The sequence below is a fragment of the Streptomyces sp. NPDC056580 genome (assembly GCF_042793175.1).
Lineage (GTDB): Bacteria > Actinomycetota > Actinomycetes > Streptomycetales > Streptomycetaceae > Streptomyces.
Genome location: NZ_JBHTVE010000010.1, coordinates 1 through 21,395, shown reverse-complemented (window position 1 = coordinate 21,395; position 21,395 = coordinate 1). Strand labels below are relative to the sequence as shown.

Below are 21,395 nucleotides of genomic sequence, written 5' to 3'. Positions count from 1 at the left end.
ATGTCCATCACTGCCAGCGAGGCCCGAGCCAAACTCTTCCCGTTGATCCAGCAGGTCAACGACGACCATGAGCCCGTCGAGATCACCTCCAGGGGCGGCAACGCCATACTGATGTCCGCCGATGACTTCCGCTCCTGGCAGGAGACCGTCTACCTGCTGCGTTCGCCGGCCAACGCCGCCCATCTCATGGCCGCCGTCGCGGCGGACAAGGCTGCCGACACTCCGGTGATCACCAGGAGCATGGAAGAACTCCAGGCCCTTGCGGAGGACGGGGAGTGAGGGACGTAAGGTTCCGGCCCACCGGGTGGGAGGACCTCCTGTACTGGCAGGACGCCGACAGGAAACCGTTCCGCAAGCTCGTCCGCCTCATCGGCGAGATCCAGCGCGATCCCTTCACCGGCATCGGCAGACCGGAACCGCTGAAGGGCGACCTGTCGGGCTACTGGTCGCGCCGGATCGACGACGAGCACCGGCTCGTCTACCGGGCCACCGAGAAAGAAGTCGTGATCATCAAGGCCAGGTACCACTACTGACGTTCCCGCGATGCCGGCGGGACCCCGGTGCCTACGACGGCCCACACTGTCTTGCCGGGAGCACCAGGGCGGGCCATCACACCCCACTCCTTGGCCAGTGCGGTGACCAGGACGAGTCCCCGGCCGCCGTCCTCCTCGCTTCCGGCGTCCTGTACCACGGGCAGCCGCTCACCGCGGGTGTCGCTCACCTCGATCCGGACCCGGCCCTCACCGTCTCGCCGGCACAGCCGAAGCGCGGCGTCCCTGCCGGGGACCCGCCCGTGGGTGACGGAGTTCGCGGCCAGCTCGCCGACGATCAGTTCCACCGCGTCGTGCGGGGGCGTGCCGGGGTGCCAGCCCCACGCGTCCATCTGGCAGGAGGCGAGTCTGCGGGCGAGCCGGGCATCGCGCGGTGAGGAAGTGAAGCGGAAGCCGAACACCGTCTGCTCCGGGAGCGGAAGCGGGAGCGCGGCCCGTCGGACCCGGCCGGGGGAAGTGGTCACGCACCGAAGATCCCGCGCCGCCACACCCGCTGACCAGGTGGGACGCCCCCACGACCATGATCTGTGGGGGTGCCCGGCGAGGGTGTCTGGCTTGTCGGGTCCTGGTCGTAGCCGCCCGCCAGCTGTCAGGCCGTGCCACCGAGCAGGCGGTGCGTGATGATGCCCCGGGTGTCGGTGAGCCACTGGCGCGGTGAGACACCCGCAGGCGGCGGCTCGCTGAGGCCGAGTGCCGCCGCCGCCTCGTGGAGCTCGTCCTCCGACGGGTTCAGGGCCAGGAACTCCGTGATGTCGGACGCGGCTCGCCTCACGTCCTCGACCGGTTCACCGGAGAGGTAGTCGTCCACTGCCTCGGCATGGGACTCGTACTCGAGCTCCAGGCTGTCCTGGTAGAAGTACGCGCCGAGCAGATGGGCCAGCGCCGGGAACCGCTCCCGCCATTCCCACGCGATCGCGGGGCGCACCGAGGGGCGGGGAACCGCCGGAGAGGCGAGGAAGCGCTCCAGATGGTGCAGAACGACGCGCAGACAGTCCTCCACGCCGACGCCCGGGGGCGGCGCGATGTGCGGAAGCAGATCGACGTCGTCCGCGATCTCCTCGTCGAAGAGTCCGAGTGCCAGAAGGTCCCTGATCTCCCGCGCTGCTTCGGCCGCACGGGCCGGTGCATGGGCAGCGACCCGGAGATATGCGCCCAGCGCCGTACCGGCCGCTTCGAACGTGTCGTCGAATGCGTGACCGGGCTGTTCGTACGCCTGAAGAAGCCGGCGCAGTTCGTGGAAGCGGTCGTCCACCGGTGTCATCGTCGCTGTCGGCCTGTCTGGTTCTAGGGGACGGGATAGGAGGTGAGGACGCATGCGGGCAAGCGGCTCGGCGCCTGGGAGAGGCTCGTCCGGCAGATGGAGGCCGATTGGGCGCCGTCCGGCTGGTTTCCGCCCGCCCTGTATCTCGAACGTCTTGAGGCGAGGGACGAACTGGAGCAGACGAGCAAACAACTCCCCGAGGCAGCGGCCGCCTTGCTCCAGAACGCCCTTGAGTCTCTCGACGCGCTTTTCGCTCAGATGACGGTCGAGGACGCCGACCAGCTGTGCAGGGAATTGGCCCGTGTGAAAGGCATTGCCCCGGGAAGCGGCTGGTGGTGGAACCGACGTCCTGACCCCCTGCCTTGGTGATGCGGTCTCGTCGCTGCGATCGACGGGGTGGCGGGCGAGGGTGTCTGGCCTGTCGGGGAAGGGGGGCCCGGTCTCATCGCTCCACCGGGGCGGCTTCCCTCACGCCGACAGCCGGCGAACCCTGTTGTCGTCCGTCACCTCGTACACCTCTATCCGCAGCAGGTCGCGGACGTGACCTGGAACGCGCTCGACGGCCTTCACGGACGAGGAGGGCACGACGAGCGCGTACCGTGTCCGGGCATCCTGGTTCGTCATGCGGCGCAGCAGTTGCCCGTAGGCGATGTCGGCGTCGATGCCCTTCTCACTGGTACGGCCCTTGGCCTCGCAGATCAGCCGTTCTTCGCCGCGCACCGCTTCGAGGTCGGTCCAGCGGTCCGTGGGCTCGACCGGCGTCCAGCCCTCGGCGAGCAGCCAGGTGCGGAAGGCGTCGGTGACCCGGTCCTCGTCGTTGTCCCGGGCCTTGCACAGGCCGATGACGTACGCCCCGTCGCTGTCGTCTCTCGCTCCCATGGCGTGCATGCTGCCAGGGGCCGCTGACAGTGGGGAGTCATGCGAGGACCGGTGCCTGCGGTGTGCGTGGTGTAGGTCGGATGCCCGGGTGCGGTGAGTTGAGACAGGGGCGGCACAACGTCTCGTCGCCGACCGGCCGGAAGAGGGTCGCCTGTACGTGGTCGCCCTCGCATTCGCGGAGGGTGGCGAGCCGGGTGGAGAGGCCGGGGTGCGCCTGCAGGGCGTACGGGGGCGTGTTCGGCGGCGGGGGCGAGGTGGGCGCAGGCGATACCGGTGGTACCTCGGTGAGGAGGTAGCGCAGGAGGCCGCCGGGGCGGTGGACGCGGGTGTCGCCGTCGGGGAGGTTGCGCAGGATGTGGGCGCGGATCGCGGCGGGCGGGTGCCCGGCGGCGAGCCAGCGGGCGGTGAGGTCCGTCAGCTCGGCGTGCATCGGGCGGGGGATGGTGCGCAGGGCCGGGTCGAGGTCGCGGTAGGAGGCGGCGAGGGCGCGGGCCTGTTCGAGGTGGGGAGTTGGGGGCTCGGCCCTTCCCTCCTCGTGGTCCTCGCCGTCTACCTGGGCTTGCGGGGTTTCCGGGGCTGGCGAGGCGTGCGCGGCTTCGGCGGGTGCGGGGGCATCGGGTGCGTCCTCGGGGGGTTTGGGGGGTTGGTTGTGGGTGTTCCGATGGGTGTCGTCGTAGGGAAGACCGTCGGTGAGCCGAGCGGTCCGCTCACCGGCCGCCGGATTCAGGGGACTCGGTGCGACCTGCGGCGGCGCGACGGGCATCCGGGCGAGGAGCTTGGTGGCTTCGGCGGGGTTCAACGGCACGTTGGAGACGAGCTGTTGGGTGACCCAGTGGCCGCCGGGGCCCTGGACGCGCCTCTCGTGCACGAAGCCTTCGTCCTTGAGCTGGCGCTTGGCTCGGGTGAAGGCGCAGGCGCCGATGTTGGCTCGTTCGGCGGTTCGGGAGAGGGATTCCCTTGTGCCCTGGGGGAGGGAGAGCTGCCAGGTCAGCAGGCGGACCGCGTCCGAGGAGAGGCGGGGGTGCCGGATGATGTCGTGCGAGAACTGGGTGTAGGCGCGCGGGGGCGCGATACAGTGCCGGTAAATCACGGTGGAGTCCTGTTCCACTGGTGGTTCAGGCCCTCGCGAACGGTTGCCGCCGTTGCGGGGGCCGAGTTCTTTGTGTGCTGTTGGGGTGACCGTACCGCACCGTGAGTGCGCGGATGAACGCGTCGAGTGAAGAAAGCTTTCGCTGGTCAGCGTTCACTCACACGAGTCAACCTGCCCGAGATTGCGATCGGTTGACGTACGCGACTCCTACTCTGCGATCACGGACGGTGAGCGGTGGGCGAGGAGGGTCGTATGGAGTCGGGGGCGGACTCGGGCGCGGGTGCGGAGGGGGAAGCCGGCGGGGAGTTTCTGCGCTGCTTCGGGCGTCAGATCAAGTTGCTGCGGGAGCAGGGCGGCCTCACTCAGGCGCAGTTGGGGGAGCGGGTCGGGTACGGCGAGGCGCAGATCGCGGCGGTGGAGCAGGGGCGGCGGATTCCCAAGCCGGAACTGATCGACGCGGTGGGCCGGGTGCTGGGTGCGCGGGGCGGCGCTCGCAATGGTGGCGACTGTGTCGAGGTCGCGGACGCCGGTACGGCCGTGCTGGTCCGTGACTCCAAGCGGCCGGGGGAGGCGTCCCTCACCGTCGGCGCCGGTGAGTGGGCCGCGTTCATGCGGATGGCCGAGCGCGGCTGAGGTGAGCAAGGAGGGGCGGTCGGCATCCGACCGCCCTCTCCGCTTACTCGCTTCTCTCCGCAGCGGGCTCAGTCCTCCTCCGCGGCCGGCGCCTCCCCGAACCGCGCCAGTGCCAGCGCCCCCGCCACCGCCACCGCGAACCCGAGGGCGGCCAGCCAGCCCAGGCCCTCCCGGGTGCGGTCGCCGAGCCAGACGACGCCCACCGCCGCCGGGCCGATCGTCTCGCCGATCACCATGCCGGCCGTCGCCGTGGTCACCGAGCCGCGCTGCAGGGCCGAGGTCAGCAGCACGAAAGCGGCGGCGCCGCCGGTCAGGAGGGCGTAGAACGCCGGGTTCGTGAACAGCCCGGCCGGCCGCAGCGAGTCGACCAGCCGCACCGCCACCTCCACCACGCCGAACCCGAAACCCGCCCCGAGACCCAGGACCAGGGCCCGCATCCGCCCCGACAGCCGCCCGCCCAGCAGAGCGAGCACCGCCATGCCGGCCGCCGTCGCCAGCATCGCCCACTTCAGTGCCTGCGAACCGCCCTCGGCGCCCTCCGGCCCGGACGCCAGGCCCAGTATCGCGAGCCCGGCGCACACCACGCCCACCGCGCCCCACTCCGTGCCGCTCAGCCGCGCCCGCAGCAGCCGTGCCGCGACCACCGCCGTCACCGCGAGGCTGGAGGCCAGTGCCGCGCTCACCGCGTAGATCGGGATCGAGCGCAGCGCCGCGATCTGGAACAGGAAACCCAGCCCGTCCAGCGCCAGCCCGGCCAGGTACCGCCACTGCCGCAGGGCCCGCAGCAGCAGGGCCACTTCGCCGCCGCCGGCACCGGCCTGCCGCGCGGCCATCGCCTGCAACACCGTCGCGGTACCGAAGCAGACCGCAGCGCCGAGGGCGCACACCATTCCGAACAGCACGGACCGACTCTAGGGGAGGGCGGGTCCGCGGGGCCCGTTGCGGGAACCCGCGGCCGAACGCCTAGGCTGACCGCCGCACACCGAACAGCAGGCGGGGGAGACACCACATGGCGAACACGCGCGCGCGACTGCGCTCCACCACGGTCGTCCTCGGCGGCATGGGCCTGCTCGCCGCCGCCCTGACGGCCTGCTCCTCCGACCCGGACAAGCGCTGCGTCGACCGGGACAGCTACCGCATGGGCCAGGGCTACAAGGTCGTCTCCGACAAGAACTGCAAGTCCGCCAAGGCCCCGGTGAACGGCTCCTGGTACTACGGCGGCAAGAGGAAGGGCTCCTGGGCCTCCGGCGGCTCCTTCACCAAGCCGGGCAAGGGCTCGGGCGGCTCCTCGGGCGGCGGCGGAGTGCACCGCGGGGGCTTCGGCGGCGGCAAGGGCGGCTCCGGCGGCTGACCGCCGGCTCACCATGGAACGCCGGACCATCACCCCCCGCCCCGGCTGGCAGCGGACCGTCGAGGAGCAGGGGCTCGTCTATCCGCTCACCCGCCACCCCGACGGCTCCCTGCGCCCCTACTGGGACGAGAGCGCCTACTACGCCTTCACCCTGGAAGAGGTCGAGGCGCTGGAGGAGACCGTCGCGGAGCTGCACCGCATGTGCCTGGCCGCCGCCGGGCACATCGTGGCGCAGGACCGTTTCGCCGACCTAGGCATCACCGACCCGCGGGTCGTCGCGGCCGTCGCCGAAGCCTGGCGCCGCCGTGCCGAACTGCCGTCCGTCTACGGCCGCTTCGACCTCCGGTACGACGGCACCGGCCCGGCGAAACTGCTGGAGTACAACGCGGACACCCCCACCTCACTGGTCGAGGCCGCCTCGCCCCAGTGGTTCTGGATGGAGGAGCGCTTCCCCCGCGCCGACCAGTGGAACTCCCTGCACGAACGCCTGGTCGACGCCTGGCGCGAGCAGGCCGCGCTGCTCCCGCCGGGCAGCCCGCTGCACTTCGCGCACTCCTCCGCCGACGAACTCGGCGAGGACCTGATGACGGTCGCCTACCTGAAGGAGACCGCCGAGCAGGCCGGACTCGCCACCGACTGGATCTCCATGGAGGAGATCGGCTGGGACACCCTCTCCGGCCGTTTCGTGGACAACGGACTGCGGTTCATCCGCGCCGTCTTCAAGCTCTACCCCTGGGAGTGGCTCACCACCGACGCGTTCGCCGGGCACGTCCTCGACACCCTCGACAACGGCGGCGGCAGCGGCACCACCCTGTGGATCGAACCCGCCTGGAAGATGCTGCTCAGCAACAAGGCCCTGCTGGCCGTCCTCTGGGAGCTGTACCCCGGCCACCCGAACCTGCTCCCCGCCCACCTCGACGGCCCCCGCGAACTGGCCCGGACCACCGGTTACGTGGCCAAGCCGCTGCTGGGCCGGGAGGGCGAGGGCGTCACCGTGCACGAGCCGGGCGGGCCCGCGGCCGTGCGCGACGAACCCTGCTGCTACCAGCAACTCGCCCCGCTGCCCGCCTTCGACGGCAACCACGTCGTCCTCGGCGCCTGGACCGTCCGCGACGAACCCGCCGGCCTCGGCATCCGCGAGTCGTCGGGCCTGATCACCGACGGGTACGCCCGCTTCCTCCCGCACGTGATCCTCTAGGGCCGGTCGCGGAAGCGGCCTCTGCCGCGCGACGCCACACACCGGACGCCGCGCGACGCCAGGCACCGGACGGCCTGCGACGCCAGGCACCGGACGCCGCGCGACGCCACGCACCAAACGCCGCGCGTGCCGCCCTCAGGGCGACGAGGCCGCTTCGGCAACCGGTCCTAGGCGCCGTCCAGCACGGCCGCCAGCCGGTCGAGCCCCCAGTCCAGGTCCTCCTCGGTGACGACCAGCGGCGGCGAGATCCGGACGGTCGGGCCGTGGGCGTCCTTCACCAGCACCCCGTGCTCCACCAGCCGCTCCGACACCTCACGCGCGGTGCCGGCCCGCGGCGCGACGTCCACGCCCGCCCACAGCCCGCGCCCGCGCACCGCGGTCACCGCGCCCGTGCCGAGCAGCCCGCGCAGGCGCCGGTGCAGCCGTTCGCCCAGCTCGGCCGCGCGCGCCTGGTACTCGCCGGTGCGCAGCATCGCGATCACCTCCAGCGCCACCGCGCAGGCCAGCGGGTTGCCGCCGAACGTCGACCCGTGCTCGCCCGGCCGGAACACACCGAGCACCTCCGCGCTCGACACCACCGCCGACACCGGCAGGATGCCGCCGCCCAGCGCCTTGCCCAGCACGTACACGTCCGGCACCACGCCCTCGTGCTCGCACGCGAAGGTGCGTCCGGTCCGGCCCAGCCCCGACTGCACCTCGTCGGCGACGAAGAGCACGTTCCGCTCCCGGGTCAGCTCCCGCACCCCGGCCAGATAGCCGGCCGGCGGCACGATCACCCCCGACTCGCCCTGGATCGGCTCCAGCAACACGGCGACGGTGTTCTCGGTGAGCGCCCGCCGCATCGCCGTCAGGTCCCCGTACGGCACGATCTCGAACCCCGGCGTGTACGGCCCGAAGTCCGCCCGGGCCTGCGGGTCGGTCGAGAAGCTGATCACCGTCGTCGTGCGCCCGTGGAAGTTGCCGCCCGCGACCACCACCTTGGCCATCTCCGCCGGCACCCCCTTCACCCGGTAGCCCCACTTGCGGGCCGTCTTCACCGCGCTCTCCACCGCCTCGGCGCCGCTGTTGACGGGCAGCACCATCTCCATGCCGCACAGCTCCGCCAGCTGGGTGCAGAAGGGCGCGAACCGGTCGTGGTGGACGGCGCGGGACGTCAGCGTCACCCGCGCGAGCTGCCGCTCGGCCGCCTCCACCAGACGCCGGTTGCCGTGCCCGAAGTTGAGCGCGGAGTACCCGGCCAGCAGATCCAGGTACCGGCGCCCCGCCACGTCCGTCAGCCACGCCCCCTCCGCCGTGGCCACGACGACCGGCAGCGGGTGGTAGGTGTGCGCACTGTGCGCGTCGGCGGCGGCGATGAGGTCTTCTGCAGTGGTCACGGCCTCTCCCGGATACGACGGTGACTCTCCCGGACACGACGGTGGCCCCTTCCTATCGCCGCTCGCATGGTGGACGCGGGATCTCCCGGTTCCGGCGCGCCCGGTAGGCTGATCAGCGGGTCGTGACTGGCGCGCAGGGATGGGACGGACCATCGGGGAGCGGCCCGAACGGGAAACAGTGCCGTGCGCCTGGGCCGAACGTGAACGCTGAACGCACGCCGTCCGGAGGTCCCCATGCCAGAGCAGAAGCCCCTCTCCACCGAGTCCACGGCCTTCCGCGCCGCCCTCGACGTCATCCGCACGGTCGAACCCCGGATCGCCGACGCCATCGGCCAGGAGGTCACCGACCAGCGCGCGATGCTCAAGCTGATCGCCTCCGAGAACTACGCCTCCCCGGCCACCCTGCTGGCGATGGGCAACTGGTTCAGCGACAAGTACGCCGAGGGCACCGTCGGCCGCCGCTTCTACGCCGGCTGCCGCAACGTCGACACCGTCGAGTCCCTGGCCGCCGAGCACGCCCGCGAGCTGTTCGGCGCCCGGCACGCCTACGTCCAGCCGCACTCCGGCATCGACGCCAACCTCGTCGCCTTCTGGGCCGTGCTCGCCGACCGCGTCGAGGTGCCGTTCCTGGAGAAGACCGGCGCCCGCCAGGTCAACGACCTCACCGAGGCCGACTGGGCCCAGCTGCGCCAGGCCTTCGGCAACCAGCGCATGCTCGGCATGTCCCTGGACGCCGGCGGCCACCTCACCCACGGCTTCCGCCCGAACATCTCAGGAAAGATGTTCGACCAGCGGTCCTACGGCACCGACCCCGCCACCGGTCTCATCGACTACGAGGCGCTGCGCGCCCAGGCCCGCGAGTTCAAGCCGCTGATCATCGTGGCCGGCTACTCCGCCTACCCGCGCCTGGTGAACTTCCGGATCATGCGGGAGATCGCCGACGAGGTCGGGGCGACCCTGATGGTCGACATGGCCCACTTCGCGGGCCTGGTCGCCGGCAAGGTCCTGACCGGCGACTTCGACCCGGTCCCGCACGCCCAGATCGTGACCACGACCACCCACAAGTCCCTGCGCGGCCCGCGCGGCGGCATGGTGCTGTGCGACGACTCCCTGAAGGACCAGGTCGACCGGGGCTGCCCGATGGTGCTCGGCGGCCCGCTGCCGCACGTGATGGCCGCCAAGGCCGTCGCCCTCGCCGAGGCCCGGCAGCCCGCCTTCCAGGACTACGCCCGCCGCATCGTCGACAACTCGCGCGCCCTGGCCGAGGGCCTGACGCGCCGCGGCGCCACCCTGGTCACCGGCGGCACGGACAACCACCTCAACCTGATCGACGTGGCCACCTCCTACGGCCTCACCGGCCGCCAGGCCGAGGCGGCCCTGCTGGACTCCGGCATCGTCACCAACCGCAACGCCATCCCGGCCGACCCGAACGGCGCCTGGTACACCTCCGGCATCCGGGTCGGCACCCCCGCCCTGACCACCCGGGGCCTCGGCACCGCCGAGATGGACGAGGTGGCCGGCCTCATCGACCGCGTCCTCACCGCCACCGAGCCCGGCACCACCAAGTCCGGCGCCCCCTCCAAGGCCCAGCACGTCCTCGACCCCAAGATCGCGGACGAGATCTCGCACCGGGCCACCGACCTGGTCGCGGGCTTCCCGCTCTACCCCGAGGTCGACCTCGGCTGACCCTCACAGGTCGATCAGCTCCTGACGGGGCTCCCCGCGCGGCGGACCGGCGCGACGCCGGTCCGCCGCGCGGCGCACCAGCAGCGTGCCGGCGATCCCCGCGGTGAGCCCGCCGGCGGCCGCCCACCACAGCGGCGCGGCGGACCGGGCGGCGCGCCGGTCCGCGGCGGCCGGAGCGCCGAGGAGTCCCGCGCGGTCCAGCCGGTCGTAGAGGTCCCGCCGCGCCGGGTGCCACCGGATGTCGTCGTCCTGCACGTCCGGCGCGGGGTCCGAGCGCACCCAGGGCGTGCCGTCCGCGGCCAGGAAGAGCTGGTCCACCCGCTCCAGGGCCACGTCCCCGCCCGGCGCCCGGACGGTCTGCGGCCAGCCGCCCACGCCGGTCAGCCCCCACACCACGGTCACCCGCACTCGCGGGTACCGGCCGTGCGTCCAGGCCCGGGGCACCGGCCGGGTCCCGGTGTAGTCCGGCCGCAGCAGCTCCCGGAGTCGGTCGAAGGCGGGTTCGCCGGACGCCACCGCCCGGGGCGCACCGCCGCCGGCCGGGAGGATCATCACCACGTCGGGTGGATCGGCGCCGGCCGCCCGCGCCGTGCCCGGCGCCGTCGCCGCGGCGAGCGCCACCGCGGCCGCCGTCACCCGGGCGGCCCGCGCCCGCCCTCGCCGTGGGCCCCGTGCGTCCATGATTTTCCCCCTCCGGTGTCCCACCCTTTGTTACACCTGGCGGAACGGATCGCGCCCCACCTGTTTCCCACCCGTTCCGGATCGCCGCCCGTTACCTGAGAGAATGGTGAACATGGCCACTGACCGACCTCGCGTGCTCTCCGGAATCCAGCCCACCGCCGGCTCGTTCCACCTCGGCAACTACCTCGGCGCCGTCCGCCAGTGGGTGTCCCTGCAGGAGTCCCACGACGCGTTCTACATGGTCGTCGACCTGCACGCGATCACCGTGCCGCAGGACCCGGCCGAGCTGCGGGCCAACACCCGGCTGGCCGCCGCGCAGTTGCTGGCCGCCGGTCTCGACCCGGAGCGCTGCACCCTCTTCGTGCAGAGCCACGTCCCCGAGCACGCCCAGCTCGCCTGGGTCATGAACTGCCTCACCGGCTTCGGCGAGGCCTCCCGCATGACCCAGTTCAAGGACAAGTCCGCCAAGCAGGGCGCCGACCGGGCCTCCGTCGGCCTGTTCACCTACCCGGTCCTCCAGGTCGCGGACATCCTGCTGTACCAGGCCAACGAGGTGCCGGTCGGCGAGGACCAGCGCCAGCACATCGAGCTGACCCGCGACCTCGCCGAGCGCTTCAACGGGCGGTTCGGCCGGACCTTCACCGTCCCGAAGCCGTACATCCTCAAGGAGACGGCGAAGATCTACGACCTGCAGGACCCGACGGTCAAGATGAGCAAGTCGGCGTCGACGCCCAAGGGCCTGATCAACCTGCTCGACGAGCCGAAGGCGACGGCGAAGAAGGTCAAGAGCGCGGTCACCGACACCGACACGGTGATCCGCTACGACACCGTGGAGAAGCCGGGCGTCTCCAACCTGCTCACCATCTACTCCACCCTCACCGGCCGCTCGATCGAGGAGCTGGAGAAGGACTACGAGGGCAAGATGTACGGCGCGCTCAAGACCGACCTCGCCGACGTCATGGTGGAGTTCGTGACGCCGTTCCGGGAGCGCACCCGGCAGTACCTGGAGGACCCCGAGACGCTCGACTCGGTCCTGGCCAAGGGCGCGGAGAAGGCACGTGCCGTCGCCGCGGAGACGCTCGCGCAGGCGTACGACCGCGTGGGGTTCCTGCCGGCGAAGCACTGAGCGGCACCCGGGCGTGCGACCGCACGCGCACCCGGGCGGGCGGAGCGCTGCACATCACTGCCGCCGCGCCTGCCCACGGGACACCCGTGGCCGTACAGTCGATAACCGACGGGTGAGAAGAAAACAGACACGACGAGGGGAGACGACGTGGGGACCGTAACGATCGGCGTTTCTGTCGCCGTCCCGGAGCCTCACGGCAGCCTGCTCCAGCAGCGGCGCGCGGGCTTCGGCGACGTCGCGGCCCACGGCATTCCCTCGCATGTCACCCTGCTGCCGCCGACCGAGGTGGACGAGGCCGACCTGCCGGCGGTGGACGCCCACCTGAGAGGGGTCGCGGCGGCCGCGCGGCCGTTCCCGATGCGGCTGTCCGGGACCGGCACCTTCCGGCCGCTGTCGCCGGTCGTCTACGTGTGCGTCGTCCAGGGCGCGGAGGACTGCGCCTGGCTGCAGCAGCGGATCCGGGACGCCTCCGGGCCTGTGCCGCGTGAGCTGCAGTTCCCGTACCACCCGCACGTCACGGTCGCGCACGGCATCGACGAGGCGGCCATGGACCTGGCCTTCGCCGAGCTGGCCGGCTTCCGGGCCGAGTGGCCGTGCACCGGGTTCGCGCTGCACGAGCAGGGCGCCGACGGCGTGTGGCGCAAGCTGCGCGAGTACCCGTTCGGCGGCTCCGTGGTGCCGCCGCAGGCGGGCCACCTGGACCGCGGCACGATCGCCAGCCGGTAGCCGCCGCCCCGCCCGGGGGCGCTCAGAGGGGCAGCCGGCGGAACACCGTCCGCGGCACGTGCCGCAGGACCGCCGTCACCGGACGGAGCACGCCCGGCACCCACACCGTCTCCGAGCGGCGGCGCAGGCCCAGTTCGACGGCCGTGGCGACCGCCTCGGGGGTGGTGGCGAACGGAGCCCGGGGCAGCCCGGCCGTCCTGCGGGTGACGACGAACCCGGGGCGTACGACCATGACGTGCACGCCGGTGCCGTACAGCGCGTCGCCGAGACCCTGCGCGAAGGTGTCGAGCCCGGCCTTGCTGGAGCCGTAGATGAAGTCCACGCGGCGGGCACGGTCGCCGGCGACGGAGGAGAGGACCACCAGCGAGCCGTGGCCCTGGGCCTGCAGCGCGCGGGCCGCCACCAGGCCCGCCGACACGGCTCCGGTGTAGTTGGTCTGCGCGACCCGCACGGCGCGCAGCGGGTCGCGCTCGTCGTGGGCCTGGTCGCCGAGGATGCCGAAGGCCAGCAGCACCAGGTCGACGCCGCCCTCGGCGAACACCTTGCCGAGGACCGGCTCGTGGGACTCGGGGTCGAGGGCGTCGAAGGCCAGGGTGTGCACGTCCGCGCTCAGCGCGCGCAGACTCTCGGCCGCCTGCTCCAGACCGGGCGAGGGCCGTCCCGCCAGCCGCACGGTCCGGGCGCCGCGGGCGATCAGGCGGCGCACCGTGGCGAGCGCGATCTCGGAGGTGCCGCCGAGGACGAGCAGGGACCGGGGGAGGGGTTCGAGGTCGAACATGCCGGTGACCGTATCGTCCACTTATGAGCGCCTGGCCGGGGAACATGGCTCCGTGCGCCGGAACGGGTGATTAATGGGATGTCGCTCCATAGTGCCGCCGTCGCCCGCACATCGGTTCCCGGTCGCGCGGGCAGATGCCGACCATGGACTGGCTGAAGAAGCTCCCCGGCATCGGGCCGATCGTCACCCGGCTGATGGCCACCCACGCCTGGCGTTCCTACGAGCGCCTGGACCGGGTGAAGTGGACGCGACTGGCCGCCGCGATGACCTTCGTCAGCTTCGTCGCGCTGTTCCCGCTGCTGACCCTGGCCGCCACCGTCGGCGCCGCCACGCTCAGCCAGTCCCAGCAGAGGAACCTGCAGAACAAGATCGCCGAGCAGATCCCCGGCATCTCCGACCAGCTCGACATCAACTCCCTGGTGGAGAACGCCGGCACCGTCGGGGTCATCGCCGGCGCCCTGCTGCTGTTCACCGGCATGGGCTGGGTCGGCCAGGTGCGCGACTGCCTGCGCGCGGTGTGGGAGCTGCCCGACAGCGAGGAGAACCCCCTCGTGGCCAAGGCCAAGGACGCGGGCATCCTGGTCGGGCTCGGCGGCGCCGTGGTCGCCACCCTCGCCATCTCCACGGTGGCCTCGGCGATGGTGGGCCGGCTCAGCGACGCGCTCGGCCTGGACCGGGCCGGCTGGGGGCACGTGCTGCTGCAGATCATCGCGTTCGCCGTGGCCGTGCTCGCCGACTTCCTGCTCCTGCTCTACGTGCTGACCCTGCTGCCCGGCGTCGAGCCCCCGCGCCACCGACTGCTCGTGGCCGCGCTGACCGGCGCGGTCGGCTTCGAACTGCTGAAGCTGCTGCTCAGCGGCTACATCCAGGGAGTCGCCTCGAAGAGCATGTACGGCGCGTTCGGCGTGCCCGTGGCCCTGCTGCTGTGGATCAACTTCACCGCGAAACTGGTCCTGTTCTGCGCCGCCTGGACGGCTACGCGGAGCAAGGACGCCGAGATCACGGACGCGTCCGGCGGCGCATCAGCTCCGGCAGCGGCCAACGGCGGTTGATCAGGAACACCCCGCTCCCGAGCAGCACCAGCAGCCCGCCGGCGATGGCCAGGGCGGTCCCGGCGCCGGTGGAGCCGTTGCGGCCGGCGGCGCTCGCCACCGGCCGGGTGCCGCCTCCGTCCGCCCGCCGTTCCGTCCCGGCGGTGGCGCCGGGCTGGGTGGTGGACGGCTCGGCGTTCAGCGGCGGGACCAGCTCGCCCACCGGCCGCACCTTGCCGGCCGCCCGGAAGCCCCAGTCGAACAGCTTCGCGGTCTCCTTGTAGACCTCGTTGTGCTCGTTCTTCGCCGGGTTCATCACCGTGACCAGCAGCACCTTGCCGCCGCGTTCGGCGACGCCGGTGAAGGTGGCCCCCGCGTTCGTGGTGTTGCCGTTCTTCACCCCGGCGATGCCCTGGTAGACGGGCACGTCCGTGTCACCGCTCAGCAGCCGGTTGGTGTTGCGGATCTCGCCGGACTCGAACTTCGCCGACACGGTGGAGCAGTACTCGCGGAAGTCCTTCTTCTGCAGCCCCGAACGGGCGAACAGCGTCAGGTCGTACGCCGACGACACCTGCTTCGGCGCGTCGTAGCCGTCCGGGCTGACCACGTGCGTGTCCAGGGCCTGCAGTTCTTCCGCGTGGGCCTGCATGTCCCCGACGGTGCGGTCGACACCGCCGTTCATCGAGGCCAGCACGTGCACGGCGTCGTTGCCCGAGCGCAGGAAGACGCCGAGCCACAGGTCGCGCACCGAGTAGGTGTGACTCTCCTTTATCCCCACCACGCTCGAACCGGCGCCCATGCCCGCGAGGTCGGAGGGGACCACCTTGTGCTCCATCGTCTTCGGGAACCGGGGCAGCAGGGTGTCCGCGAACAGCATCTTCAGCGTGCTCGCCGGGGGCAGCGGCCAGTGCGCGTTGTGCGCGGCGAGGATCTCGCCGGACTCGGCGTCGGAGACGATCCAGGACCGTGCGGTGAGGTCCTTGGGGAGCACGGGCACGCCGGCCGCGAGGTTCACCTGGGTCCCCGGCTGGCCGAGCCGGGCGCCGCCCACCCGCGACATGCCCACCGGGGGAGTGGCCACCGGGCCCGTGGAGGGCTTCGGGGCCGCGAGCGCCACGGGCGAGGCGACGGACAGGGACAGCAGCGTGGCGGAGGCGACCAGCACAGGCCGCCTGAAGGTCTTCTTCGGTGCGGGCACGGCAGGAAACGTACCTGTCGTGGTCATCGAAGTCCCGCCCGGCACTCCACCCCGGCCACGGCCCGCGTGTCCCGGCGGCGATACTGGAGCCACGCCGTGCTCATCCGGGGGACAGCCCCCGGGCCCCCGGCCGGTGGCCCGGGCCCGGCGTCGTGTCGAAAGGTAAGCCCCTGTGAAACTCAGCCGCCCGGTCTCCTGGTTCCTGCTCGCCTTCGGGGTGTGGAGCTGGGTCATCTGGGTCACTTTCGTCAAGAACCTGGTCAAGGACGGCAGCGGACTCGCCTTCGACGACGGCCACCCGACCGCGTACTTCTGGGTGCACCTGCTGCTGGCGATCGTCTCCTTCGTATTGGGGACGGTCATCGGGGTCATCGGGTTGCGCGGACTGCGCGCACTGCGCCGGACGTCATAGCGGGAGACACTGCAGCGTGGTCATCGTCTTCGTCCTCGTCGCGGCGGCAGCCCTGGCCGTGCTGGTGTCCGGGCACTGGTACGTGTGGCGCCGCCTGGTCCGTGACACCACCCGCGGCCCGGGTCCCGCCCGCCGCGCCGGCACGGTGGTGTTCGTCGCCGGACCGCTGCTGATGGTCGGCGCCCTGGTCGCCGAACGCTCCGGCGCCCCCTTCTGGCTCCAGCGCGTCCTCGGCTGGCCCGGCTTCCTGTGGATGGCGCTGGCGCTGTACCTGCTGCTCGCGGTGGTGGCCGGCGAGATCGTACGGCCGTTGCTGCGCAGGCTCCTGGAGCGGCGGGCGCAGCACACCGAGGCCCCCGTGCGGGAGCCGGAGACCGTGCCGGCGGCACCCGGCCCGTCACCGGACGAGCCGGAGCCCGCCGGGCAGGCGCGCCGCGCGACGAGCGCCCCCTCCCGGCGGCTGTTCGTCTCCCGGGTCGTGGGCGGCGCCGCCGCGGCCGCCGCGGTCGGGACCGTCGGCCAGGGAACCTACGGCGTGCTGCGCGGGCCGCGGGTCAAACGCGTCACCGTGCCGCTCGCCCGGCTGCCGCGCGCCGCGCACGGCTTCCGGATCGCCGTCGTCAGCGACATCCACCTCGGACCCGTCCTCGGCCGCGGTTTCGCGCAGCGGGTCGTCGACGCCGTCGACTCCACCCAGCCGGACCTGATCGCGGTCGTCGGCGACCTGGTGGACGGCAGCGTGAAGGACCTCGGCCCGGCCGCCGCGCCCCTGGCCCGGCTCAGCGCGCGGCACGGCGCGTACTTCGTCACCGGCAACCACGAGTACTTCTCCGGCGCCGAGCAGTGGGTCGCCGAGGTGCGCACCCTCGGGCTGCACCCGCTGGAGAACGCCCGCACCGAGCTGCCCTACTTCGACCTGGCCGGGGTGAACGATCTCCAGGGCGAGAGCGAGGGGCAGGGCCCGGACTTCGCCAAGGCGCTCGACGGCCGGGACCCGGCCCGCGCCTGCGTGCTGCTCGCCCACCAGCCGGTGCAGATCCACGAGGCGGTCCGGCACGGCGTCGACCTCCAGCTCTCCGGCCACACGCACGGCGGCCAGCTCTGGCCCGGCAACCTGATCGCGGCCGCCGCCAACCCCACCGTGGCCGGACTCGAACGCTACGGCGACACCCAGCTCTACGTCAGCCGGGGCGCCGGCGCCTGGGGGCCGCCCACCCGGGTCGACGCCCCCTCGGACGTGACCGTGATCGAACTGGCCGCCACCCGCGCCTGATCCGGAGGCCGGCGCCCGCCGCGGAAACCGCTTCCGGCTCCCTGTGGGGAGGCTGTGGATTTCGGTGGAAAACACGCCTCGGTAAGTTCTCGCTCATTCGGGCCGATTGCTCTTCCCCCCGCCGAAACAGGTGTGATTAGGTGAGCCGCGCCACCAGGGGAGTGGCCGATTTTGTGCTGGGCCAGGGGTAGGGCCTTGGCCGGCAGGCCTGGGGAGGGCACCACCATGCGATCTGTTCGCATGCGCATTCTCGTGACGCTGCTCGTACTGGTCGTCGTGGGGATCGGCGGCTGGCAGCTGCTGCCGTCGCAGGACGGCAAGAACCGGACGATCACCGTCGGCACGACCGACGCCGTCACCTCACTGGACCCGGCCGGCGCCTACGACGCCGGTTCCTGGGCGCTGTTCAGCAATGTCTTCCAGACCCTGCTGACCTTCGAGCCGGGCGGGGTCCAGCCCGTCCCCGACGCGGCGAGAAGCTGTACCTTCGAGGGCGGCGGACTGAAGACGTACCGGTGCTCCCTGCGTGACGACATCACCTTCCCGAGCGGGCGCAAGCTCACCGCCGCGGACGTGAAGTACTCCTTCGAGCGGGTCAAGAGGATCAACTCGGACGTCGGACCGGCGTCCCTGTTCTCCACCCTCGGCTCGGTGACCGCCGACAGCGCGACGACCGTCACCTTCCACCTGTCGTCCCCGGACGCCACCTTCCCGCTGAAGGTCGCCACCGGCGCCGGCTCGATCGTGGACAGGGACGCCTATCCGGCCGGGGCGCTGCGCACCGGCGGCGGCGTCGACGGCACCGGTCCGTACACGCTGACCTCGTACACCAAGGACCGCAAGGCCGTCCTCGCGCCCTACGCGAAGTACGCGGGCTACCTCGGCGGGACCGGCCGCCCCATCGAGCTGCGCTACTACGCCGACTCCGGGCGGCTGCGGAACGCCTGGCAGCACAAGCAGGTCGACGTCGCCACCCGCACGCTGCCGCCGCAGGTCCTGTCCGAGCTGAACCCGAGCGACCCCACCCAGCGCGTCACCGAGTCCGACAGCTCCGAGACCCGCAACCTGTACCTCAACACCCGTTCCGCCTCCCCGCTGCACGACGCGCGGGTGCGCCGGGCCATGGCCTGGCTGGTCAACCGGGAAAAACTCGCCGCCAAGGTGTACGACGGCACGGTCGACCCGCTGTACTCGCTGATCCCGGCCGGCATCATCGGCCACACCACGTCCTTCTTCGACGCCTACCCGACGCAGAGCGCCAAGAAGGCGCGGGAGCTGCTCACCCAGGCCGGGGTGAGCCTGCCGGTGCGCTTCACCCTCGGCTACGGCGAGGGCCGGGGCGCCGGCGCGGAGGAGTCCGCCGAGCTGAAGCAGCAGCTCGAGAAGGGCGGCCTGTTCAAGGTGGACGTCCAGGGCTACGAGTGGACCGACTTCCAGAAGCGCTGGGCCGCGGGGAAGATGGACGCCTGGGCGGTCGGCTGGGTGGCCGACTACCCCGACCCGGACACCTTCGGCTCCCCGCTGGTCGGCACCGGCTCCACCATGAGCACCGGCTACAGCAACAAGGCCGTCGACGCCCTCATCACCGACAGCCGGCATTACGCCGACCGTTCGCGGGCCTCGAACGACTTCCGCGCCATCCAGGGCGACGTGGCGGCCGACGTGCCGCTGATCCCGCTGTGGCAGCGCAAGGAGTACGTGGTCAGCACCGAGGACGTCGGCGGCGGCCAGTACCTCTCGGACGGCACGGGCGTCTTCCGCCTGTGGCGCCTGCAGTGGATCTGACGGACCGCGGGTGAGGGCTCAGTCCCCTTCCCCGCCCTCGCCCGGGCCCGTGCGGCGGTCCTCGCGCCCGGCCCTGGCCGCCGGGTCCGGCAGCGCCCGCGTCATCCCGGGCAGGAAGTCCGTGAACAGCTCGTGGACCTCCAGCACCAGGGGGCGCAGCACCCGGAACCGGGCCAGGGCCACCCCGCGGGCGGTCAGCCGCGCCCCCCGCCGCGCCAGCCGGTAGCTGCGCTCGCGGCCCTCGGTCCGGTCGAAGATCCAGTACAGGACGAGGCCCATCTGGGACAGCCACATCAGCTCCGGCAGCACGTCCCTGAGTTCGGGCGCCACCTTCGACTTCGAGCCGGCCAGCACCTGCCGGTGGACGCTGATGGCCTGCTCCCGCGCGTGCTCGCTCTCCGGGGAGAACGGGCTGAGCGGGCTGTCGGGGTCGGCGGCGTTCTTGAAGAACTGGACCGCGAACTCGTGGTACGGCCGGGCGATGTCCAGCCACGCGGTCAGCACGCCCGCGAGCCGGGCCTCCAGATCCGTCTCCCGGTCCAGGACCCCCCGTACCGCCACCTGGTGCTCGGCGGCGATGCGGTCGTAGAAGCCCTGGATCAGGTGCTCCTTGCCCTCGAAGTAGTAGTACGCGTTGCCGACGGAGACGCCGGCCTCCTTGGCGATGGCCCGCATGGTCGTCTTGTCGTAGCCGCGCTCCTGGAAGAGCCGCATCGCGGTCTCCAGGATCAGCGCGCGGGTCTGCTCGGACTTGCTCTGGGGGCCGGCCGCTTCGGGGCCGTCGTTCTTCGCGGGCACGACAGGAGCCTAACCAGTCGCGCAGGCTCCGCCGGAACAGGTCGGCGGGTTGTGGGTCCAGCCCGTGTACGGGTCGTACGTCCACCCGTCGGTCCGCCGGTACGACCGGCCGCCCCACTGCGCGCCCCGCCACTTGGCGGCCGCCAGCACCGCGGCCCGGGCCAGCTTCGCCCCGGCCGGGGTGCTCAGCCGGTGGGCGAGCGGGCGGTGTTCGCGCAGCGCCCACAGGACGACGATCCAGGCGCGGGAGGCCTGGTAGACCTGGCCGGAGTCACCGATCACGGTGACCTCGTCGAGGGTGGCGGCGTGGTCGAGGCCCGGGAAGCGGCGGCGGGCCTGGTCCGAGCCGGCCGGGACCAGTTCCAGCGGCACCAGCTTCGGCTGCCGTACGAGCCAGTCGCGCAGGTGTGCGCAGAGGGCGCACTCGGCGTCGTACAGGACGGTGAGCCCGCGGACCGGGACGGATCCGGCGTCCCGGTCCGGCGCGGAGGTCACCGCGCTCACGCCCCGGCCGTGGGCGGGACCCAGGCCTGCGGGGGCACCGGGGGCTGCTGCTCGCGCTCCATCAGCCCGCGCCGCCGGATCCTGTTGAGCACGTACACGTTGCCCAGGTGCATCACACCGAGCACCAGCAGCACCACCCCGAGCTTGGCCGACAGGGCCTCGAAGATGCCGCGGGTGTCCTCTATCTCGCCGTCGTCGTTGAGGTACAGCGCCACGAAGCCGAGGTTGACCAGGTAGAAGCCGACCACCAGGAGATGGTTGACGGCGTCGGCGAGCTTCTCGTTGCCGTGCAGCACGTCGGACAGGAAGACCCTGCCGTTGCGGCTGAGCGTGCGGGCCACCCAGACGGTCAGTGCGACGCTGACCACCAGGTAGATGACGTAGGCGATGACGGTGCGGTCCATGCCCCACCCCTTCTTGAACGCGTTCAAAAAGCTGACAGGGATGACTGTAGACCTGCTTTTGAACATGTTCAACTCAACGGGGCGGTGGATCGCGTCAGTTCAGGCGGCCCAGCTCCGGGCGCTTGCTGTAGTCCGTGAACCCGAGCACGTTCCCCCAGGGATCGGCGATCTCGACGGTCCAGCCGGTGGCGCCCGGGAACACCTCGTCCAGCGGCGCGATCCCGGCGCCGGCCAGCGCCCGGGCCGCCGCCCGCGCGTCCGGCACCTCGAGCCACAGCCGCGGCGGCGGCCAGGGCGGCGACCGGTGCCCCAGCGCCTCCTCGGCGCGCAGCAGGATGCCGGGTGTCTCGCCGCCGACCTTCAGCAGGGCGATCCCGGCCTCGTCGAGCCGGAACCCGACGGTGAACCCGGCCCGCTCGTAGAAGTCGACGGCCTCGCCGAGGTCGCCGACGGGGAACAGCGCGTTGTCGAACCCGAGCAGTTCGTACGACCCTTTGTCTGACATGTCGTCACATTAGGGCCGGAAACGGGCCATACGCGAGAAGCCCCACCGGAACACCTTCCGTTCTAGTGGTCGTCGCAACACCCCAGTTCAGGGGATGCGATGGACTTCGAGATCCGGAAGAGCCGCAAGGAGCAAGGGCCCCGCAAGCT

The 21,395-nt window shown here is 72.0% G+C and carries 26 protein-coding genes and 1 riboswitch; of the genes, 13 read left to right on the top strand and 13 right to left on the bottom strand.

The features are described 5' to 3' along the window. A complete protein-coding gene (locus tag ACFQ9Z_RS22765; RefSeq protein ID WP_383021613.1) occupies nucleotides 1–279 on the top strand; it encodes a type II toxin-antitoxin system Phd/YefM family antitoxin in 279 nt (92 codons plus the stop codon). Beyond that, nucleotides 276–533, top strand: a complete 258-nt coding sequence (locus ACFQ9Z_RS22760) for a Txe/YoeB family addiction module toxin (RefSeq protein ID WP_383021609.1) — start codon at nucleotides 276–278, stop codon at nucleotides 531–533. Before ACFQ9Z_RS22765 ends, ACFQ9Z_RS22760 begins: the two co-directional genes overlap by 4 nt. Here ACFQ9Z_RS22760 and ACFQ9Z_RS22755 read toward each other — a convergent pair. Together ACFQ9Z_RS22755 and ACFQ9Z_RS22750 are read right to left on the bottom strand one after the other, a co-directional pair. Continuing rightward, entirely contained in the window at nucleotides 527–1,015 is a 489-nt protein-coding gene (locus ACFQ9Z_RS22755) for an ATP-binding protein (RefSeq protein WP_383021604.1), read from the bottom strand. The genes ACFQ9Z_RS22760 and ACFQ9Z_RS22755 overlap by 7 nt on opposite strands. A gap of 125 nt (nucleotides 1,016–1,140) precedes the next feature. Continuing rightward, nucleotides 1,141–1,812 carry a contact-dependent growth inhibition system immunity protein gene (locus tag ACFQ9Z_RS22750; RefSeq protein WP_383021600.1) on the bottom strand — a complete coding sequence of 224 codons (672 nt, stop codon included), beginning with the start codon at nucleotides 1,810–1,812 and terminating at the stop codon, nucleotides 1,141–1,143. A 42-nt stretch (nucleotides 1,813–1,854) separates the two neighbouring features. Between ACFQ9Z_RS22750 and ACFQ9Z_RS22745 the strand changes: the two genes are divergently transcribed. Next, nucleotides 1,855–2,181, top strand: a complete 327-nt coding sequence (locus ACFQ9Z_RS22745) for a hypothetical protein (protein ID WP_383021595.1) — start codon at nucleotides 1,855–1,857, stop codon at nucleotides 2,179–2,181. A gap of 99 nt (nucleotides 2,182–2,280) precedes the next feature. Here the strand turns inward: ACFQ9Z_RS22745 and ACFQ9Z_RS22740 are convergent, their stop codons facing one another. Further along, nucleotides 2,281–2,691 carry a hypothetical protein gene (locus ACFQ9Z_RS22740; RefSeq protein ID WP_383021592.1) on the bottom strand — a complete coding sequence of 137 codons (411 nt, stop codon included), beginning with the start codon at nucleotides 2,689–2,691 and terminating at the stop codon, nucleotides 2,281–2,283. Nucleotides 2,692–2,728: 37 nt separating this feature from the next. After that, on the bottom strand, nucleotides 2,729–3,781 hold the full coding sequence (locus tag ACFQ9Z_RS22735) for a hypothetical protein (RefSeq protein ID WP_383021589.1): 1,053 nt from the start codon (nucleotides 3,779–3,781) through the stop codon (nucleotides 2,729–2,731). Nucleotides 3,782–4,033: 252 nt separating this feature from the next. Here ACFQ9Z_RS22735 and ACFQ9Z_RS22730 point away from each other — a divergent pair, with 252 nt between their 5' ends. Next, nucleotides 4,034–4,414, top strand: a complete 381-nt coding sequence (locus ACFQ9Z_RS22730) for a helix-turn-helix domain-containing protein (RefSeq protein ID WP_383021586.1) — start codon at nucleotides 4,034–4,036, stop codon at nucleotides 4,412–4,414. 68 nt (nucleotides 4,415–4,482) lie between these two features. On the opposite strand, the gene ACFQ9Z_RS22725 is transcribed toward ACFQ9Z_RS22730, so the two are convergent. Continuing rightward, complete coding sequence (locus ACFQ9Z_RS22725) at nucleotides 4,483–5,304, bottom strand: DMT family transporter (RefSeq protein WP_383022401.1); 822 nt, start codon at nucleotides 5,302–5,304, stop codon at nucleotides 4,483–4,485. 119 nt (nucleotides 5,305–5,423) lie between these two features. Between ACFQ9Z_RS22725 and ACFQ9Z_RS22720 the strand changes: the two genes are divergently transcribed. Beyond that, nucleotides 5,424–5,765 carry a hypothetical protein gene (locus ACFQ9Z_RS22720; protein ID WP_383021583.1) on the top strand — a complete coding sequence of 114 codons (342 nt, stop codon included), beginning with the start codon at nucleotides 5,424–5,426 and terminating at the stop codon, nucleotides 5,763–5,765. Between the two features lie 13 nt (nucleotides 5,766–5,778). Next, a complete protein-coding gene (locus ACFQ9Z_RS22715; RefSeq protein ID WP_383021580.1) occupies nucleotides 5,779–6,963 on the top strand; it encodes a glutathionylspermidine synthase family protein in 1,185 nt (394 codons plus the stop codon). 167 nt (nucleotides 6,964–7,130) lie between these two features. On the opposite strand, the gene rocD is transcribed toward ACFQ9Z_RS22715, so the two are convergent. Next, the gene (gene rocD / locus ACFQ9Z_RS22710; protein ID WP_383021576.1) at nucleotides 7,131–8,339 is read right to left on the bottom strand and encodes an ornithine--oxo-acid transaminase; all 1,209 of its coding nucleotides are present in this window, start codon (nucleotides 8,337–8,339) and stop codon (nucleotides 7,131–7,133) included. A gap of 112 nt (nucleotides 8,340–8,451) precedes the next feature. Further along, a riboswitch (ZMP/ZTP riboswitch) is annotated at nucleotides 8,452–8,541 on the top strand. A 32-nt stretch (nucleotides 8,542–8,573) separates the two neighbouring features. On the opposite strand from rocD, the gene ACFQ9Z_RS22705 reads away from it, so the two are divergent. After that, nucleotides 8,574–10,025: a glycine hydroxymethyltransferase gene (locus tag ACFQ9Z_RS22705; RefSeq protein ID WP_383021573.1), complete on the top strand. Its 1,452-nt coding sequence runs from the start codon at nucleotides 8,574–8,576 to the stop codon at nucleotides 10,023–10,025. A gap of 3 nt (nucleotides 10,026–10,028) precedes the next feature. On the opposite strand, the gene ACFQ9Z_RS22700 is transcribed toward ACFQ9Z_RS22705, so the two are convergent. Then, the gene (locus tag ACFQ9Z_RS22700) at nucleotides 10,029–10,706 is read right to left on the bottom strand and encodes a hypothetical protein (protein WP_383021569.1); all 678 of its coding nucleotides are present in this window, start codon (nucleotides 10,704–10,706) and stop codon (nucleotides 10,029–10,031) included. A gap of 112 nt (nucleotides 10,707–10,818) precedes the next feature. Between ACFQ9Z_RS22700 and trpS the strand changes: the two genes are divergently transcribed. Next, entirely contained in the window at nucleotides 10,819–11,832 is a 1,014-nt protein-coding gene (trpS, locus tag ACFQ9Z_RS22695; protein WP_383021566.1) for a tryptophan--tRNA ligase, read from the top strand. Nucleotides 11,833–11,979: 147 nt separating this feature from the next. Further along, entirely contained in the window at nucleotides 11,980–12,558 is a 579-nt protein-coding gene (locus tag ACFQ9Z_RS22690) for a 2'-5' RNA ligase family protein (protein ID WP_383021562.1), read from the top strand. A 22-nt stretch (nucleotides 12,559–12,580) separates the two neighbouring features. Here the strand turns inward: ACFQ9Z_RS22690 and ACFQ9Z_RS22685 are convergent, their stop codons facing one another. Then, complete coding sequence (locus tag ACFQ9Z_RS22685; protein WP_383021558.1) at nucleotides 12,581–13,336, bottom strand: decaprenylphospho-beta-D-erythro-pentofuranosid-2-ulose 2-reductase; 756 nt, start codon at nucleotides 13,334–13,336, stop codon at nucleotides 12,581–12,583. A gap of 143 nt (nucleotides 13,337–13,479) precedes the next feature. On the opposite strand from ACFQ9Z_RS22685, the gene ACFQ9Z_RS22680 reads away from it, so the two are divergent. After that, entirely contained in the window at nucleotides 13,480–14,388 is a 909-nt protein-coding gene (locus ACFQ9Z_RS22680; RefSeq protein ID WP_383021555.1) for a YihY/virulence factor BrkB family protein, read from the top strand. Here ACFQ9Z_RS22680 and ACFQ9Z_RS22675 read toward each other — a convergent pair. Further along, on the bottom strand, nucleotides 14,336–15,565 hold the full coding sequence (locus tag ACFQ9Z_RS22675) for a D-alanyl-D-alanine carboxypeptidase family protein (RefSeq protein WP_383021552.1): 1,230 nt from the start codon (nucleotides 15,563–15,565) through the stop codon (nucleotides 14,336–14,338). The two genes, ACFQ9Z_RS22680 and ACFQ9Z_RS22675, sit on opposite strands and share 53 nt — an antisense overlap. A 172-nt stretch (nucleotides 15,566–15,737) precedes the next feature. Between ACFQ9Z_RS22675 and ACFQ9Z_RS22670 the strand changes: the two genes are divergently transcribed. The 3 genes from ACFQ9Z_RS22670 to ACFQ9Z_RS22660 all read left to right on the top strand — a co-directional run bounded on the left by ACFQ9Z_RS22670 (nucleotide 15,738) and on the right by ACFQ9Z_RS22660 (nucleotide 19,035). Beyond that, a complete protein-coding gene (locus ACFQ9Z_RS22670) occupies nucleotides 15,738–15,977 on the top strand; it encodes an SCO4848 family membrane protein (protein ID WP_383021547.1) in 240 nt (79 codons plus the stop codon). A 16-nt stretch (nucleotides 15,978–15,993) separates the two neighbouring features. Further along, nucleotides 15,994–17,250: a metallophosphoesterase gene (locus tag ACFQ9Z_RS22665; protein WP_383021543.1), complete on the top strand. Its 1,257-nt coding sequence runs from the start codon at nucleotides 15,994–15,996 to the stop codon at nucleotides 17,248–17,250. A gap of 240 nt (nucleotides 17,251–17,490) precedes the next feature. Continuing rightward, complete coding sequence (locus tag ACFQ9Z_RS22660; RefSeq protein WP_383021540.1) at nucleotides 17,491–19,035, top strand: ABC transporter substrate-binding protein; 1,545 nt, start codon at nucleotides 17,491–17,493, stop codon at nucleotides 19,033–19,035. An 18-nt stretch (nucleotides 19,036–19,053) separates the two neighbouring features. Here the strand turns inward: ACFQ9Z_RS22660 and ACFQ9Z_RS22655 are convergent, their stop codons facing one another. The 4 genes from ACFQ9Z_RS22655 to ACFQ9Z_RS22640 all read right to left on the bottom strand — a co-directional run bounded on the left by ACFQ9Z_RS22655 (nucleotide 19,054) and on the right by ACFQ9Z_RS22640 (nucleotide 21,246). Beyond that, on the bottom strand, nucleotides 19,054–19,833 hold the full coding sequence (locus ACFQ9Z_RS22655) for a TetR/AcrR family transcriptional regulator (RefSeq protein ID WP_383021536.1): 780 nt from the start codon (nucleotides 19,831–19,833) through the stop codon (nucleotides 19,054–19,056). Between the two features lie 9 nt (nucleotides 19,834–19,842). Continuing rightward, on the bottom strand, nucleotides 19,843–20,337 hold the full coding sequence (locus tag ACFQ9Z_RS22650; protein WP_383021533.1) for a thiol-disulfide oxidoreductase DCC family protein: 495 nt from the start codon (nucleotides 20,335–20,337) through the stop codon (nucleotides 19,843–19,845). Continuing rightward, a complete protein-coding gene (locus tag ACFQ9Z_RS22645; protein WP_383021530.1) occupies nucleotides 20,334–20,741 on the bottom strand; it encodes a hypothetical protein in 408 nt (135 codons plus the stop codon). The genes ACFQ9Z_RS22650 and ACFQ9Z_RS22645 overlap by 4 nt, the downstream gene beginning before the upstream one ends. A 94-nt stretch (nucleotides 20,742–20,835) precedes the next feature. After that, nucleotides 20,836–21,246 (bottom strand): VOC family protein, encoded by a 411-nt coding sequence (locus ACFQ9Z_RS22640; protein WP_383021526.1) that lies wholly within the window; start codon nucleotides 21,244–21,246, stop codon nucleotides 20,836–20,838. Nucleotides 21,247–21,395 lie beyond the last annotated feature (149 nt).

Coding starts and splice junctions, on each gene's coding strand:
- ACFQ9Z_RS22765 (WP_383021613.1), top strand. CDS start 1: ATGTCCATCACTGCCAGCGAGGCCCGAGCCAAACTCTTCCCGTTGATC.
- ACFQ9Z_RS22750 (WP_383021600.1), bottom strand. CDS start 1,812: ATGACACCGGTGGACGACCGCTTCCACGAACTGCGCCGGCTTCTTCAG.
- ACFQ9Z_RS22740 (WP_383021592.1), bottom strand. CDS start 2,691: ATGGGAGCGAGAGACGACAGCGACGGGGCGTACGTCATCGGCCTGTGC.
- ACFQ9Z_RS22730 (WP_383021586.1), top strand. CDS start 4,034: ATGGAGTCGGGGGCGGACTCGGGCGCGGGTGCGGAGGGGGAAGCCGGC.
- ACFQ9Z_RS22725 (WP_383022401.1), bottom strand. CDS start 5,304: ATGGTGTGCGCCCTCGGCGCTGCGGTCTGCTTCGGTACCGCGACGGTG.
- ACFQ9Z_RS22720 (WP_383021583.1), top strand. CDS start 5,424: ATGGCGAACACGCGCGCGCGACTGCGCTCCACCACGGTCGTCCTCGGC.
- ACFQ9Z_RS22715 (WP_383021580.1), top strand. CDS start 5,779: ATGGAACGCCGGACCATCACCCCCCGCCCCGGCTGGCAGCGGACCGTC.
- ACFQ9Z_RS22705 (WP_383021573.1), top strand. CDS start 8,574: ATGCCAGAGCAGAAGCCCCTCTCCACCGAGTCCACGGCCTTCCGCGCC.
- ACFQ9Z_RS22700 (WP_383021569.1), bottom strand. CDS start 10,706: ATGGACGCACGGGGCCCACGGCGAGGGCGGGCGCGGGCCGCCCGGGTG.
- trpS (WP_383021566.1), top strand. CDS start 10,819: ATGGCCACTGACCGACCTCGCGTGCTCTCCGGAATCCAGCCCACCGCC.
- ACFQ9Z_RS22685 (WP_383021558.1), bottom strand. CDS start 13,336: ATGTTCGACCTCGAACCCCTCCCCCGGTCCCTGCTCGTCCTCGGCGGC.
- ACFQ9Z_RS22680 (WP_383021555.1), top strand. CDS start 13,480: ATGGACTGGCTGAAGAAGCTCCCCGGCATCGGGCCGATCGTCACCCGG.
- ACFQ9Z_RS22660 (WP_383021540.1), top strand. CDS start 17,491: ATGCGCATTCTCGTGACGCTGCTCGTACTGGTCGTCGTGGGGATCGGC.
- ACFQ9Z_RS22645 (WP_383021530.1), bottom strand. CDS start 20,741: ATGGACCGCACCGTCATCGCCTACGTCATCTACCTGGTGGTCAGCGTC.
- ACFQ9Z_RS22640 (WP_383021526.1), bottom strand. CDS start 21,246: ATGTCAGACAAAGGGTCGTACGAACTGCTCGGGTTCGACAACGCGCTG.